The sequence below is a fragment of the Ruegeria sp. ANG-R genome, from assembly GCF_000813985.1.
Lineage (GTDB): Bacteria > Pseudomonadota > Alphaproteobacteria > Rhodobacterales > Rhodobacteraceae > Ruegeria.
The window spans coordinates 684369-697768 of record NZ_JWLJ01000001.1 but is presented as its reverse complement, the minus strand read 5'-3'; the positions used below and the strand labels follow the sequence as shown (position 1 = coordinate 697768).

General features: G+C 57.9%; 14 protein-coding genes. 4 read left to right on the top strand and 10 right to left on the bottom strand.

Going from position 1 to position 13400, the window contains the following annotated elements; translation table 11 throughout:
• Positions 1-17: 17 nt before the first annotated feature.
• The 7 genes from RA27_RS03515 to RA27_RS03485 all read right to left on the bottom strand — a co-directional run bounded on the left by RA27_RS03515 (position 18) and on the right by RA27_RS03485 (position 6295).
• On the bottom strand, positions 18-863 hold the full coding sequence (locus RA27_RS03515) for an ABC transporter permease (protein WP_039535023.1): 846 nt from the start codon (positions 861-863) through the stop codon (positions 18-20).
• A complete protein-coding gene (locus tag RA27_RS03510) occupies positions 860-1777 on the bottom strand; it encodes an ABC transporter permease (RefSeq protein WP_039535021.1) in 918 nt (305 codons plus the stop codon). Before RA27_RS03510 ends, RA27_RS03515 begins: the two co-directional genes overlap by 4 nt.
• Complete coding sequence (locus RA27_RS03505) at positions 1774-2205, bottom strand: GNAT family N-acetyltransferase (RefSeq protein ID WP_039535019.1); 432 nt, start codon at positions 2203-2205, stop codon at positions 1774-1776. Before RA27_RS03505 ends, RA27_RS03510 begins: the two co-directional genes overlap by 4 nt.
• Positions 2205-2996, bottom strand: coding sequence for an ABC transporter ATP-binding protein (locus RA27_RS03500; RefSeq protein WP_039535017.1), 792 nt, complete (start codon positions 2994-2996; stop codon positions 2205-2207). Before RA27_RS03500 ends, RA27_RS03505 begins: the two co-directional genes overlap by 1 nt.
• Positions 2993-3451, bottom strand: a complete 459-nt coding sequence (locus RA27_RS03495) for a DUF4760 domain-containing protein (protein ID WP_193746460.1) — start codon at positions 3449-3451, stop codon at positions 2993-2995. Before RA27_RS03495 ends, RA27_RS03500 begins: the two co-directional genes overlap by 4 nt.
• Before the next feature lie 46 nt (positions 3452-3497).
• A complete protein-coding gene (gene hydA / locus RA27_RS03490; RefSeq protein ID WP_039535012.1) occupies positions 3498-4952 on the bottom strand; it encodes a dihydropyrimidinase in 1455 nt (484 codons plus the stop codon).
• A 92-nt stretch (positions 4953-5044) separates the two neighbouring features.
• On the bottom strand, positions 5045-6295 hold the full coding sequence (locus tag RA27_RS03485; RefSeq protein ID WP_039535010.1) for a Zn-dependent hydrolase: 1251 nt from the start codon (positions 6293-6295) through the stop codon (positions 5045-5047).
• 168 nt (positions 6296-6463) lie between these two features.
• On the opposite strand from RA27_RS03485, the gene RA27_RS03480 reads away from it, so the two are divergent.
• Both RA27_RS03480 and RA27_RS03475 read left to right on the top strand, forming a co-directional pair.
• A complete protein-coding gene (locus tag RA27_RS03480) occupies positions 6464-7072 on the top strand; it encodes a TetR family transcriptional regulator C-terminal domain-containing protein (protein WP_039535008.1) in 609 nt (202 codons plus the stop codon).
• A gap of 34 nt (positions 7073-7106) precedes the next feature.
• Positions 7107-7331, top strand: coding sequence for a hypothetical protein (locus RA27_RS03475; protein WP_039535005.1), 225 nt, complete (start codon positions 7107-7109; stop codon positions 7329-7331).
• 51 nt (positions 7332-7382) lie between these two features.
• Here RA27_RS03475 and preA read toward each other — a convergent pair whose 3' ends face one another.
• The 3 genes from preA to RA27_RS03460 form a co-directional block, all read right to left on the bottom strand.
• Positions 7383-8687: an NAD-dependent dihydropyrimidine dehydrogenase subunit PreA gene (gene preA, locus RA27_RS03470; protein ID WP_039535003.1), complete on the bottom strand. Its 1305-nt coding sequence runs from the start codon at positions 8685-8687 to the stop codon at positions 7383-7385.
• Between the two features lie 70 nt (positions 8688-8757).
• Positions 8758-10092, bottom strand: coding sequence for an NAD(P)-dependent oxidoreductase (locus RA27_RS03465; protein ID WP_039535001.1), 1335 nt, complete (start codon positions 10090-10092; stop codon positions 8758-8760).
• A gap of 160 nt (positions 10093-10252) precedes the next feature.
• Positions 10253-10885, bottom strand: coding sequence for a cupin domain-containing protein (locus RA27_RS03460; RefSeq protein WP_039534999.1), 633 nt, complete (start codon positions 10883-10885; stop codon positions 10253-10255).
• A gap of 151 nt (positions 10886-11036) precedes the next feature.
• Between RA27_RS03460 and RA27_RS03455 the strand changes: the two genes are divergently transcribed.
• Complete coding sequence (locus RA27_RS03455; protein WP_039536912.1) at positions 11037-12032, top strand: hypothetical protein; 996 nt, start codon at positions 11037-11039, stop codon at positions 12030-12032.
• A gap of 73 nt (positions 12033-12105) precedes the next feature.
• On the top strand, positions 12106-13398 hold the full coding sequence (locus RA27_RS03450) for an O-acetylhomoserine aminocarboxypropyltransferase/cysteine synthase family protein (RefSeq protein WP_039534997.1): 1293 nt from the start codon (positions 12106-12108) through the stop codon (positions 13396-13398).
• Positions 13399-13400 lie beyond the last annotated feature (2 nt).

Here is a 13400-nt window from a genome sequence, read left to right as displayed (position 1 = left end):
CTGTTGAATTATTCCTTCTATCCTCGCTGCGACGGATGCCAGAAGGTCACCGCCTTTTCGATCATCGCTACAAGGCCATAAAAGGCCGTCCCCGCCAGCGCGGCCACCACGATTTCAGCCCAGACCATATCCAGCGACAACTGACCGACGCTGGTTGAAATCCGAAAGCCCATACCCAGGGTGGGTGAGCCAAAGAACTCGGCCACGATAGCGCCGATCAGGGCCAGGGTGGTAGAAATCTTTAACCCGTTGAAAATGAATGGCATCGCCGCTGGCAAACGCAGTTTCAGAAAACTTTGCCAATATGTGGCCGCGTAAGTCTCCATTAGGTCCCGCTGCATCGCAGTGGCTTCGCGTAGACCGGCCACGGTATTCACCAGCATGGGGAAGAACACCATCACAACGACAACGGCCGCTTTGGAGTGCCAGTCGAAGCCGAACCACATCACCAGAATTGGCGCTGTGCCCACGATCGGCAGCGCTGCGACGAAGTTTCCGACAGGCAGCAGCCCGAGGCGCAGGAAATCCCAACGATCCACAGCAATCGCCATCAGGAAGGCCGAGCCACATCCGATGAGATATCCACTCAAAGCACCCTTGATGATCGTTTGTACAAAGTCCGCCCAAAGCGTCGGCAGGCTATCCCAGAAGCGATCCCAGATGACAGATGGTGCCGGCAGGATGACCAATGGCACCTCAAGGCCGTGCACGACCAGCTCCCAGATGCCAATGACGGTCAGACCGAAGATCATGGGCGCAAGAAACCGCACCATCCGTGAGTCGGAGTAGGGTCCGCTGGCCAGACGGCTGTTCAACCACCAGCCCAATAACCAGACAGCGATTGCACCAAGAATAGGTATCATTGTGCCATCCCCATTCGTTTCAGTACCGCCCGTTCAATCAGCCCCAGCAACCCTACCAGACAGGCTGCAAGAATGGCCGCCGCGAACAGCGCTGACCATATTTGCACGGTCTGGCCGTAATAGCTGCCAGCCAGCAATCGCGCGCCCAGCCCCGCTACGGCACCGGTAGGCAGTTCACCGACGATGGCCCCCACTAGAGACGCGGCGACGCCAATTTTCAGCGATGTGAACAGATAGGGCATCGAGGCCGGCAGGCGCAGCTTCCAGAACCCCTGCGAGCGGCTAGCATTATAGGTCCTCAGCAGATCAAGCTGCATGGCATCCGGGCTGCGCAGTCCTTTCACCATGCCAACGACCACAGGGAAGAAACTCAGATACGCCGAAATGATCGCCTTGGGAATGATCCCCTGAATGCCGACCGAATACAGGACAACAATGATCATCGGCGCCAGCGCGATGATCGGAATGGTCTGGCTGACAATCGCCCAGGGCATCACCGACAAATCCATCACCCGACTGTGCACGATCCCGACGGCCAGCAGGATACCCAAACCGGTACCGATCGCAAAACCCAGCATCGTCGCGCTCAGCGTCACCCAACCATGATAGATCAGTGAGCGCTTTGAAGTGATTTTCTTCTGAACCGTGGTCTCCCACAATTCGATTGCAACCTGATGAGGCGCCGGCAAGCGCGGACGATCCTGTTCCCACGTGGCAGGTATGGCGAAACTGTTGTTCAACGCCAGCCCGATCTCACTCAGGTCGCGTCGATCCTTGGCCGAGGGGGGCTGAACTTCGGCGCCCGCGCGCTCCTGTTCAGTCAGAACCCCTTTGATATTCATCGGGATACAGGCCGCGTACCAGACCACAACAAGTGCGGCGATGACGGTCAGCACAGCAATGATCTGCTTCATGCGCGCCACTCCATCCGAATAACCGGAACGGTATCGGGCGGTGTCGGCGGTTCGGTTCCCGTCTCGACAAACCCTTCACGACGGTAAAACCGCTGCGCCCGCACGTTGGGCACATGCGTCGTCAGCCGTAGATAATCGCGCCCGTCTTTGGCCTTATCCAACAGTTGCTTGCCGACACCCTGCCCCGTTCGCAGACAGTAAAGGGCACCCACCTTGCAGCCGACCGGATCGACCGACATGTAGCAATCAACCGGCTCGCCAGCGATCCAGATGTCGCGATCCGGGAAAGCTTCTCGGATGAGATCTGCCAGCTTCTCCTCTGGCAGTTCCTCGGGCATCCAATCGGTCTGCTTAGCCCAAGTCGCGATGATGCGTGCGCAGTCCGACACATCGTCAAGAGAGGCCCGCCTGATGTCCTTCCCCATCATCACACGTCATCCCCGTGACCGGCCCTCAGCCCCTCACGCACACGGTGAGCAACCTCGATAAACTCGGGCGTATCGCGTATATCCAGGGGTCGTTCCTTCGGCAGAGGGCTGTCAATCACATCCGTAATCCGACCGGGCCGCGGGCTCATCACAACGATCTTGGTACTCAGATATACCGCTTCGGGGATCGAGTGCGTCACGAACCCTATGGTCTTCTCGGTCCGTGCCCACAATGCCAACAGCTGCTCGTTCAAATGGTCGCGCACGATTTCATCGAGCGCGCCAAACGGTTCGTCCATCAGCAGGATGTCTGCATCAAACGCCAAGGCCCGCGCGATGCTGGCCCGCTGCTGCATCCCACCCGAAAGCTGCCACGGAAACTTGCCGCCAAATCCTGCAAGATCAACAAGTTCCAAGACCTTATTAACCCGCTCATCCTGCTCAGCAGAGGAATAGCCCATGATCTCAAGCGGCAGCTTGATGTTCTTGGCAATCGTTCGCCATGGATACAGCCCCGCCGCCTGAAACACATATCCGTAAGCCCGGCTTCTCCGCGCCTCATCCGGGGTCATTCCATTCACGGTCAGAGCGCCACCCGTCGGCGTTTCAAGCGCCGCAATACAGCGCAGAAACGTGGTCTTGCCGCAGCCTGAGGGACCGATGAAACTGACGAAATCACCCTTGTTGATGGCCAGGTTCACGTCTTTCAGAGCATGTATTGGCCCGTCATTGGTTTGGAAGGTGAGGTCCAAGTTTCTGGCTTCGATAACAGTTGTGCCCGCTTCGTTCATGTCTCTTTATCCGTTGTCTTCCAGCGGGCAACCATTTGCTCGGTTGCAGCGAAAAGGTTTCCATTTTTTGCCCTCAGGCGCTCGCCACTGACGAAGTTCTCCAGCCTGTCCCAATCGCGATAGAGTGCCGTACGCCAGTAATCACGCAGAATTTCTTCATCAATTGCACCGTGTCTGATCATCCGCGCCATCAACCCATAAACGCTGAGTATATAACGCGCTAACCCGCGCTCCTCGCTTTCCAGGTTACTGTAGTCACTCAGATGCGGGCCAGCAAAGAAACGCTGCCTTGCCTCACGGAACTGAATGGCTTGCAGCGTTTCGTGAATCACATGGATCGATTCACGCAAAAACCGCCGCTCATCCTTGTCCTGACCGCGCGCCTGCAGGCGCATCTGCCTCCAAACAAACGCAGTTGTTACGATCACAGCCAGCGCAGCAAGGATCGCCGCCACATCCGCCGAGATATCCAGCCAGAATTCCAAACCCATTTTGCCGTGATCAAACCCCAGTTGCCGGAATACCTGTCCGCTCGACCGGTCGCGGTGCTGTCAGTTCCTTCCAGGTGCTCAGCGCCTTATTCACATGGGTATTGGCCTCACGCGCCACGAATTTCCCGTGTCCTTCCTGCGTCCTGATCTCGCCGTCATGAACAGCCACTGCACCACGGGTCAGCGTGAACCGAGGCAGCCCGCGCACCTCTTTGCCCTCGAAAACGTTGTAGTCGATGGACGATTGCTGAGTCTCAGCCGAGATCACCTTGGCCTTGTCCGGGTCCCAAACAACCAGATCCGCATCCGCGCCCACAAGAACTGCACCTTTTTTCGGATAACAATTCAATATCTTGGCGATGTTCGTTGAAGTGACAGCCACGAACTCGTTCGGCGTCAGGCGCCCGGTATTCACCCCATGAGTCCAAAGCATCGGCATCCGATCCTCCAGCCCTCCGGTCCCGTTCGGGATCTTGGTGAAATCCCCCACGCCATAGCGTTTCTGCTCGGTCGTAAAGGCACAGTGATCCGTGGCCACAACGCTCAGTGTCCCGGACTGCAGACCGTTCCATAAGCTGTCCTGATGCTGCTTGTTCCGGAACGGAGGGCTCATGACCCGACGCGCCGCGTGCTCCCAATCGTGGTGGAAGTATTCGCTTTCATCCAATGTCAGGTGTTGGATCAATGGCTCGCCCCACACCCGCTTGCCCTGCATCTTCGCGCGTCGGATGGCCTCATGCGCCTCCTCACAGGACGTATGCACCACGTAAAGCGGCACACCGGCCATATCGGCAATCATGATTGCGCGGTTGGTTGCCTCACCTTCAACCTGCGGTGGGCGGGAATAAGCATGTGCCTCCGGCCCGGTATTGCCCTCGGCGAGCAATTTCGCACTCAGCTCAGCAACCACATCGCCATTCTCTGCATGAACCATCGCGGTGCCGCCCAGCTCGGCCAGACGTTTGAACGAGGCAAACAGCTCATCGTCGTTCACCATCAGAGCGCCTTTGTAGGCCATGAAATGCTTGAACGTGTTGATGCCGCGTGTCTCGATCACTGTCTTGATGTCATCAAACACCTGCTCACCCCACCAGGTCACCGCCATATGGAACGAGTAGTCACAATTCGCCCGCGTTGACTTGTTGTCCCAGCGTTTCAGCGCATCCAACAGGCTTTCACCCGGATTGGGCAGCGCAAAATCCACCACCATCGTGGTCCCGCCAGCCAGCGCCGCCCGCGTCCCGCTTTCAAAATCATCACTGGAATAGGTGCCCATAAACGGCATTTCCAGATGCGTATGCGGATCGATCCCGCCCGGCATGACATAACAGCCCGACGCATCCAATTCCTTGTCACCACGCAGGTCCGGCCCAATTTCGGTAATCACGCCACCCTCAACCTTCACATCTGCCTTATAGGTCAGATCAGCGGTCACAACGGTTCCGTTCTTGATCACAGTGCTCATCTTAAACTCCCTGATGCGGTCTGCGCCGCTTGCTTCATCTGGCTAAAAATATCCCGGGGGAGTCGCCCATCGGGCGACGGGGGCAGAGCCCCCTATTCCACGATCTCAGCCGTCTCAACGACTGCATGAAACAGAACATCGGCCCCGGCTGCCGCCCAATCCTTGCTGATCTCCTCAGCCTCATTATGGCTCAACCCGTCCACGCAAGGGCACATCACCATTGCCGTCGGTGCCACCCGGTTGATCCAGCAGGCATCATGTCCGGCCCCCGAGATGATGTCCGTATGCGAATATCCCAGACGTTCCGCAGCATTCCGCACTGCAGCCACGCAGTCGTCATCGAACTTCACCGGGTCAAATCCACCAACCTTCTCGAATTCGATCTGCAAACCCATCTCTTCGACGATATCCTCGGCTGCCACACGCAACCGGTTTTCCATATCGGCAATTACGTCCAAGTCCGGCGATCGAAAATCAACAGTAAACACAACCTTGCCCGGAATCACATTGCGAGAGTTCGGATACACATCGATATGACCCGCCGCACCAACCGCGTGCGGGGCATGAGACCAGGCGATTTCGTCCACCTTCTCCAATATCCGCGCCATCGCCAGTCCGGCATTCTTGCGCATCGGCATCGGGGTCGATCCGGTATGTGCGTCCTTGCCGGTCACCGTCACTTGCGTCCAACTCAGCCCCTGACCGTGGGTGACAACACCGATATCCTTCTCTTCGGCTTCCAGTATCGGTCCTTGTTCAATGTGCAGTTCAAAAAAGGCGTGCATCTTGCGCGCACCAACCTCTTCATCTCCACGCCAGCCGATGCGGTTCAGCTCATCCCCAAATTTCTTACCTTCGGCGTCCTCGCGATCGTAAGCCCAATCCTGGGTGTGCATTCCCGCGAATACGCCCGATGACAGCATTGCAGGCGCATATCGCGTCCCCTCTTCATTGGTCCAGTTGGTCGCCACGATGGGATGTTTGGTCTTGATGCCAAGATCGTTCAGGGTTCGGATGATCTCCAACCCGCCAAGCACGCCTAAAACACCATCATATTTGCCGCCCGTGGGCTGTGTATCCAGATGTGAGCCCACGTAGACCGGCAGGGCCTCCGGGTCCGTTCCCTCGCGATGGGCGAACATGTTACCCATTTGGTCCAGACCCATCGCGCAACCCGCATCCTCACACCATTTCTGGAATAATGCGCGCCCCTCAGCGTCTTCGTCGGTCAACGTCTGGCGATTGTTCCCGCCCGCAACACCAGGACCGATCTTAGCCATCTCCATCAGGCTGTCCCACAACCTGTCGCCATTGATCCTTAGGTTCTGCGCCGGAGCTGCCATCTGTCTTCCCCTGTTGCTTGCGATTTGGCTCGCTTTTGGTGTCTTGATTTGACCATCTGGTCAAACTCACGCTATCACGGGTTCAACATCAGTCAAGAAATTGCATGACATCGACGGAACTTTCGACATGTCTGCCAAACAACCGATCAAAAAAGAGCTCGGATAAGCATGCCCAAAGACCGCGCCGCGACACGGATTCAGCAAAAAAACCGGGCAGCGATTCTTGAAGCCGCTCTGAATGTCTTTTCAGCCCACGGGTTTCGCGGAGCCACCGTGGACCAAATCGCCACCGAAGCGGGGCTGAGCAAACCGAACCTGCTGTATTATTTCCCATCGAAAGAGGCGATTCACACAGCGCTTCTATCCGGTCTGCTTGAGGTTTGGCTGGCCCCTCTACATGCGCTGGACGAAAACGGCGATCCGCTGGAAGAAATACTCTCCTACATTCAACGCAAACTTGAGATGAGCCGCGATCTGCCGCGCGAAAGCCGCTTGTTCGCCAATGAACTTGTTCAGGGCGCGCCGCGTATTCACGAGGCTTTATCCAGCGATCTTAAAAAGCTGGTTGATGACAAAACCGCGATCCTCACCCGTTGGATGGAGCACGGTAAAATTGCGCGGGTCCATCCCTATCATTTGATTTTCTCAATCTGGGCGCTGACGCAGCACTATGCGGATTTTGATGTTCAGGTCCGGGCGATCCTGGGGGATGAGGACCCTTTCGAAGGCGCCGGTCAGTTTGTGGAAACGCTCTACCGAAAACTGCTGACACCTTAAGGGACGATTAACCCTATTGAGAAAAGCTCCAGGCATGATGACATATCAGCCAAATCCCGAGCCATGGATCACTCAGCTTTTCTCGTCCCGGTCTGCACGAACGGGCGCCGTCGTGCGTCGCTCAGTCGCCTGGGTTGAACGCGAGGTTGGCCACGCGGCTTTCCAGGCAGAAATAAAACGGCGCGGATACCATCTGATCCGCACCGCCAATCAATATGTCATCATCTGTCACAACGGACCGATTGATATCCTGTTCTGAGAAAATTCGTCGAATTTTCTCCACCAAGATTTTTCGACGAAAAATCTCAGCCTACTCCGCCGCTTTTGCCATCGGGTTGTTCGGATGCGTGGTCCAGTTGGCGTATTCCGGCTCAACGACCTTACCGGTACGTGGGTCAACCTCACCGGCAGCCATCGGCACCATCGAGACACAGCCTTCAACCGGGCAAACATCCACGCAGAGGTTACAGGCGACGCATTCTTCATCGACCACCTCAAACACCCGATCTGCCGACATCGAAATCGCTTGATGGCTCGTATCTTCGCAGGCGGCATAGCACCGGCCACATTTGATACACTGGTCCTGATCGATCTTGGCCTTGGCGATGTAGTTCAGGTTGAGGTACTGCCAGTCTGTCACATTGGGCACCGCGCGGCCAATGACCTCATCGATGCTGGTATAACCTTTCTGATCCATCCACTCCGACAAGCCAGCCGTCAATTCATCAATGATCTTGAATCCATAGGTCATCGCGGCAGTGCAGACCTGAACTGTGCCACAGCCCAACGAGATAAACTCGGCTGCATCACGCCATGTGCTCACTCCGCCAATGCCCGAGATTGGCATACCATGCGTGGCCTCAGCCCGCGCGATTTCAGAGACCATCGACAGCGCAATCGGCTTGACTGCCGGGCCGCAATAGCCGCCGTGGCTGCCTTTGCCGTCGATGGATGGCTCGGGGCTGAACGTATCCAGGTTGACGCTGGTGATCGAGTTGATCGTGTTGATCAGAGACACGGCGTCCGCCCCGCCATTTCTGGCGGCCGCAGCGGGTTTACGGATATCGGTGATGTTCGGCGTCAACTTTACGATCACTGGACGGTCGTAATACTGTTTGCACCACCGGGTCACCATCTCGATGTACTCCGGCACCTGCCCCACAGCGGACCCCATACCACGCTCGCTCATCCCATGCGGGCAGCCAAAGTTCAGTTCAATACCGTCGGCCCCAGTCTCCGCCACACGGGGCAGGATGGCTTTCCATGCCTCCTCTTCGCACGGCACCATGATCGAAGCGATTAGCGCACGGTCAGGATAGTCGGCTTTGACCCGTGCCATCTCCTCAAGGTTCACCTCAAGCGGACGGTCGGTGATCAATTCGATATTGTTCAACCCCAACAAGCGCCGATCCGCGCCGTAAATCGCCCCATATCTCGGCCCGTTCACATTCACGACCGGAGGTCCTTCGGACCCCAGCGTTTTCCAGACGACGCCGCCCCAGCCAGCCTCAAACGCCCGGCGCACGTTGTATTCCTTATCCGTTGGCGGCGCCGAAGCCAGCCAATAGGGGTTCGGACTTGAAATTCCCAGAAAGTTTGTCGTCAAATCAGCCATTTATCCGGCCTCCCTGATGCAGATCCGCATCTTCATCTTTTCATAAATACTCAGTGCCCACGCTGTTCGGTCACGAAGACAGAGCCGCGTGGATATCCATCGCCGCATCGCGCCCCTCGGCTACAGCCGTCACGGTCAGATCATCGCCACCCGTGGCACAATCCCCGCCTGCCCAGACACCGTCCATCGACGTACGTCCTGCGTCGCTTACTGCGATCTTGTTGCCATCCAGCGATAGCCCTTCGGGCGCGCCCTCCAGCGTCTGGCCAATGGCTTTCAACACCTGATCAGCAGGGACGCGAACGGTGTCACCCGTACCGGTCAGTCGGCCCTCTTGGCTGGTAGTATACTCCAGTTCGATCTCTGCCGCCGCCCCATTTCCGTGAACGGCGACCGGCTGGACGTTGCACATGATCCGAACCCCGTGCGAGGCGGCCAGATCCTGCTCATATCGGCTGGCACCCATCGCATCGCGGGCCCGGCGATAGGCGATGGTGACATGTTCGGCACCCAGCAGTCTGGATTTCACAGCCGCATCCACGGCGGTCATACCGCCGCCAATCACCACGACGTTGCGCCCGACCGGCAGATGCGCAAGGTCATCCGCCTGCCGCACATCCGATATGAAATCGACTGCGTGACGCACACCGTCCTTGTCGGCCCCTTGCGCCCGCAGCGCGTTCACACCAGCCAGACCGATCGAAAGAAACACCGCATCATAATTGCCCAGCAATCCATCCAGCGAGATTGTCTCACCCAGAACCGACCCTGTTTCTATGGTGATGCCGCCGATCTTGAGCAGCCAGTCAACCTCAGCCTGCGCAAAGTCATTGGTCGATTTGTAGGCGGCGATTCCGTACTCGTTGAGGCCACCCGGCTTGGGCCTGGATTCATGTATGACCACATCATGACCCAACACCGCCAACCGGTGCGCACAAGCCAGCCCTGCTGGCCCTGCCCCGACAACAGCAATTGTCCTGCCCGTCGGCGCCGCGCGTTCGAACGGTTGCGCGCCGGTCGCCATCACATCGTCGGTGGCAAAACGCTGCAACCTGCCGATCTCAACGGGTTTACCCTCGGCAGTCTCACGCACGCAGGCTTCCTCGCACAGCGTCTCGGTCGGGCACACGCGGGCGCACATGCCTCCAAGGATATTCTGTTCAAGTATGGTTTGCCCCGCCGCCCGAGGCTGCCCAGCCTGAATCTGACGGATGAACAACGGAATATCGATATCCGTCGGACAGGCCGTCACACACGGCGCGTCATAGCAGAAATAGCAGCGATCTGCGGCCACGGCAGCCTCGTGCGGGGCCAGAGGCGGATGCAGATCGGTGAAATTCGAGGTCAGCTCATCGCTGGAAAGCCGCCCGGAGACGATCCCGGGTGCCATCTGGCCCTGTGCCATCACTCTACTCCCTGTAGATATGTTTGTTATGGGCTACAGCTTGCCACATTCTGATTTTTTATCAAATGGTAAAATTTGCCAAATGGTCAAAAAATGAAAAATCCGGGCGGAATGGCCCGGATTTCGTTGGAAACTGCCTATTTTGTCGGCAGAGGCGATCTCAAACCATGTCGCTGAGGTGCCCGGATTTGATCCAAACACGGGCTCCGCCCTCTCCTGCAATGGCAGCCGAGCGCGATCCGGGCGGTAAGCGCAACCAGTCCCAAGTGCCAAAGTCTTCACCTGCCTCGACAAAGCCGCCTTCGATTACAAAGACCTCAAACCCCTTGTCGGCGTCCAATTCGATATGTTCACCTGCGGCCCAAGTTTGCACCTGAACATCCTCATGTGCATCCCGAAACAACTCGATATCCCCGCCCCCGTTGATCGAGCGGCGCACCTCGGTGCGATCATCAGGATCGAATTGATGCAGCTTGACCAGAATGGTCGCGCCTTCGCTGGCCGAAGGCGTGTGGGAGGACGTCGGAGGGTTGCGCACATAACTACCCACGGGGAAATCTCCGGTTTCATCCTGAAACACCCCATCGAGCACTAGGTACTCCTCGCCTCCGTCATGGGTATGCGCCGAAAAGGCGCTGCCGGGTGCAAAGCGCACAATCGTGGTTGCCCGCGCCACTTCTTCACCGATGCGGTCGAGCATCTTGCGTTCGACCCCGGCGGCGGGCGACGCAACCCAATCGGTCTTGTCAAAGTGAACGGCGACCCGTTGACTGAAATCCGCGTTGATCCGCATCTGTTTTCTCCTGAGTTGCTGCTATAACAGATGGAGCTTGGGTGCTGAAATTCAAACCGCTCGCGTTTGGGGTTTTGACGCCCTTCACAGCTTGTTGTACTTCCGGTTGAGGCAGATGCCGAATTCCGGCCCGATCAGAAAGCGCGACAAGATGCAGGCAAGCCCGGCGACATTCAACATCCTCATCATCGGGCAAAACAATCGTCTGCAATATGAGGCCCTTTTGTTCGCCGCCTCGCTGCGCCACAGCGCTCCGGGGTTCGGCGGACGCCTGTTTGTTGGCGTGCCGCAAAAAGGCCCGCTGTGGCCGCAAGACCCAAGCATTCAGGACGCTGATGTATTGCAGGCGCTGAATCAGCTGGGTGCCGAAATACTGCCGTTTGACTGTCACGCCTTTGGCGCAAGCTACCCGATCGGCAACAAAATCGAGGCCCTGCTGGCGATGCCCGAGGGTGAGCCCTTTGTGTTCTTCGATACCGACACGCTGATCACCGGCGAACTGGGCGATGTGCCGTTCGATTTTGAACGGCCCGGGGCCTCACTCAGGGTCGAAGGCACTTGGCCCAAACCCACGCTCTACGGCCCCGGATATGACGGCATCTGGCGTGCGCTGTACGACCGTTTCGGGCTGGATTTCGAAAGCTCGCTCGATCCCGGTCAACCTCCGGGTTACTGGCGGCGCTACCTTTATTTCAATGCCGGTTACTTCTTCTACAAATGCCCTCGCCTGTTTGGTCAGCGGTATCTCGACTACGCCCGTACAATCCGGGACGAGGGAATCCCCGAACTGACGGGGCAGGTTCTGGACCCCTGGCTGGATCAGGTGGCCCTGCCACTGGTCATCCACTCTTTCGGCGGAGGACGCGATGCCTTGCCGCCGGGCCTGTTGGACGGGTCGGTCAGCTGTCACTATCACCTGTTCCCGATGCTCTATGCCCGCGAAAGCGACCATGTGATTGAGGTGCTGGAAACCGTCGTTGCACCAAACAAGCTCAAGAAGGTTCTAAAGGGATACGATCCGCTGAAGAAGCTGGTGATCCAGCGCAAGGGTGCGAAAATCCGGGCCCTGTTTGATCAGGATAACCTGCCTGCGCGTGAACAGGTCATTCGAAAGACCATCAAGTCCAAAGGGCTGTGGTTACGGTGACGCGGACGTTGTGCGCGGCGGGGCAATGCCCTAGAGATTCTAGCAACGCCAATACCAACAGGAGATTTCAAAGATGTCTGACGGCCCGACCTACGGTTTCGACACGCTGCAAATTCACGCCGGAGCCCGCCCCGACCCTGCCACCGGTGCGCGCCAGACGCCGATTTACCAGACCACCGCCTATGTGTTTCGCGATGCCGACCACGCTGCTGCGCTGTTCAATCTGCAGGAAGTGGGCTTCATCTACTCACGCCTGACCAACCCGACCGTTGCGGTGCTGCAGGAACGCGTGGCGACCCTTGAGGGTGGCGTTGGAGCCGTCTGCTGTTCCTCGGGTCACGCGGCGCAAATCATGGCGCTGTTCCCATTGATGGGGCCTGGCTGCAATGTGGTGGCATCGACGCGCCTTTACGGCGGCACAGTCACGCAGTTCAGCCAGACGATCAAACGTTTTGGCTGGTCGGCCAAATTCGTGGACACCGACGATCTGGACGCCGTGAAGGCTGCCGTCGACGAAAACACCCGCGCCGTGTTCTGCGAATCCATCGCCAACCCAGGTGGGTATGTCACCGACATCCGCGCGCTGGCGGATATCGCGGACGCGGCGGGCATTCCGCTGATCGTCGACAACACCTCGGCCACCCCCTACCTGTGCCGCCCGATCGAACACGGCGCCACCCTGGTCGTGCATTCGACCACCAAATATCTCACCGGCAACGGCACCGTCACCGGCGGCTGCATCGTGGATTCGGGCAAGTTCGACTGGTCGGCGAATGACAAGTTCCCCTCGCTCAGCGAACCCGAAACTGCGTATCACGGCCTGAAATTCCACGAAACTTTCGGCCCGCTGGCCTTCACCTTCCACGGCATTGCCATCGGTCTACGCGATCTGGGCATGACGATGAACCCGCAGGCGGCGCATTACACGCTGATGGGGATCGAGACACTCTCACTGCGGATGGAACGCCATGTCGAAAACGCGCAGAAGATCGCCGCATGGCTGGAGGCCGATGATCGCGTTGACTACGTCACCTATGCCGGGCTGCCTTCGTCACCCTATAGCGACAGGGTGAAAAAGCACTACCCGCGCGGTGCGGGTGCGCTGTTCACATTTGCGGTCAAGGGCGGCTATGACGCCTGCATCAAGCTGGTCAACGCGTTGGAAATCTTCAGCCATGTGGCCAATCTGGGCGATGCGCGCTCGCTGATCATCCACTCGGCCTCGACGACGCACCGCCAATTGACGCCTGAGCAGCAGGAAGCCGCAGGTGCAGGCCCCGGCGTCGTTCGCGTGTCCATCGGGATCGAGGATGCAGACGATCTGATCGCGGATCTCGATCAGGCGCTCGCCAAAGCCAGTGCCTGATC

Excerpts from the sequence above, each read along its gene's own strand:
- RA27_RS03465 (WP_039535001.1), bottom strand. The coding sequence starts at position 10,092 with ATGGCACAGGGCCAGATGGCACCCGGGATCGTCTCCGGGCGGCTTTCC.
- RA27_RS03475 (WP_039535005.1), top strand. The coding sequence starts at position 7,107 with ATGATGACATATCAGCCAAATCCCGAGCCATGGATCACTCAGCTTTTC.
- RA27_RS03480 (WP_039535008.1), top strand. The coding sequence starts at position 6,464 with ATGCCCAAAGACCGCGCCGCGACACGGATTCAGCAAAAAAACCGGGCA.
- RA27_RS03505 (WP_039535019.1), bottom strand. The coding sequence starts at position 2,205 with ATGATGGGGAAGGACATCAGGCGGGCCTCTCTTGACGATGTGTCGGAC.
- preA (WP_039535003.1), bottom strand. The coding sequence starts at position 8,687 with ATGGCTGATTTGACGACAAACTTTCTGGGAATTTCAAGTCCGAACCCC.
- RA27_RS03450 (WP_039534997.1), top strand. The coding sequence starts at position 12,106 with ATGTCTGACGGCCCGACCTACGGTTTCGACACGCTGCAAATTCACGCC.
- RA27_RS03485 (WP_039535010.1), bottom strand. The coding sequence starts at position 6,295 with ATGGCAGCTCCGGCGCAGAACCTAAGGATCAATGGCGACAGGTTGTGG.
- RA27_RS03510 (WP_039535021.1), bottom strand. The coding sequence starts at position 1,777 with ATGAAGCAGATCATTGCTGTGCTGACCGTCATCGCCGCACTTGTTGTG.
- RA27_RS03500 (WP_039535017.1), bottom strand. The coding sequence starts at position 2,996 with ATGAACGAAGCGGGCACAACTGTTATCGAAGCCAGAAACTTGGACCTC.
- RA27_RS03515 (WP_039535023.1), bottom strand. The coding sequence starts at position 863 with ATGATACCTATTCTTGGTGCAATCGCTGTCTGGTTATTGGGCTGGTGG.
- hydA (WP_039535012.1), bottom strand. The coding sequence starts at position 4,952 with ATGAGCACTGTGATCAAGAACGGAACCGTTGTGACCGCTGATCTGACC.
- RA27_RS03460 (WP_039534999.1), bottom strand. The coding sequence starts at position 10,885 with ATGCGGATCAACGCGGATTTCAGTCAACGGGTCGCCGTTCACTTTGAC.
- RA27_RS03455 (WP_039536912.1), top strand. The coding sequence starts at position 11,037 with ATGCAGGCAAGCCCGGCGACATTCAACATCCTCATCATCGGGCAAAAC.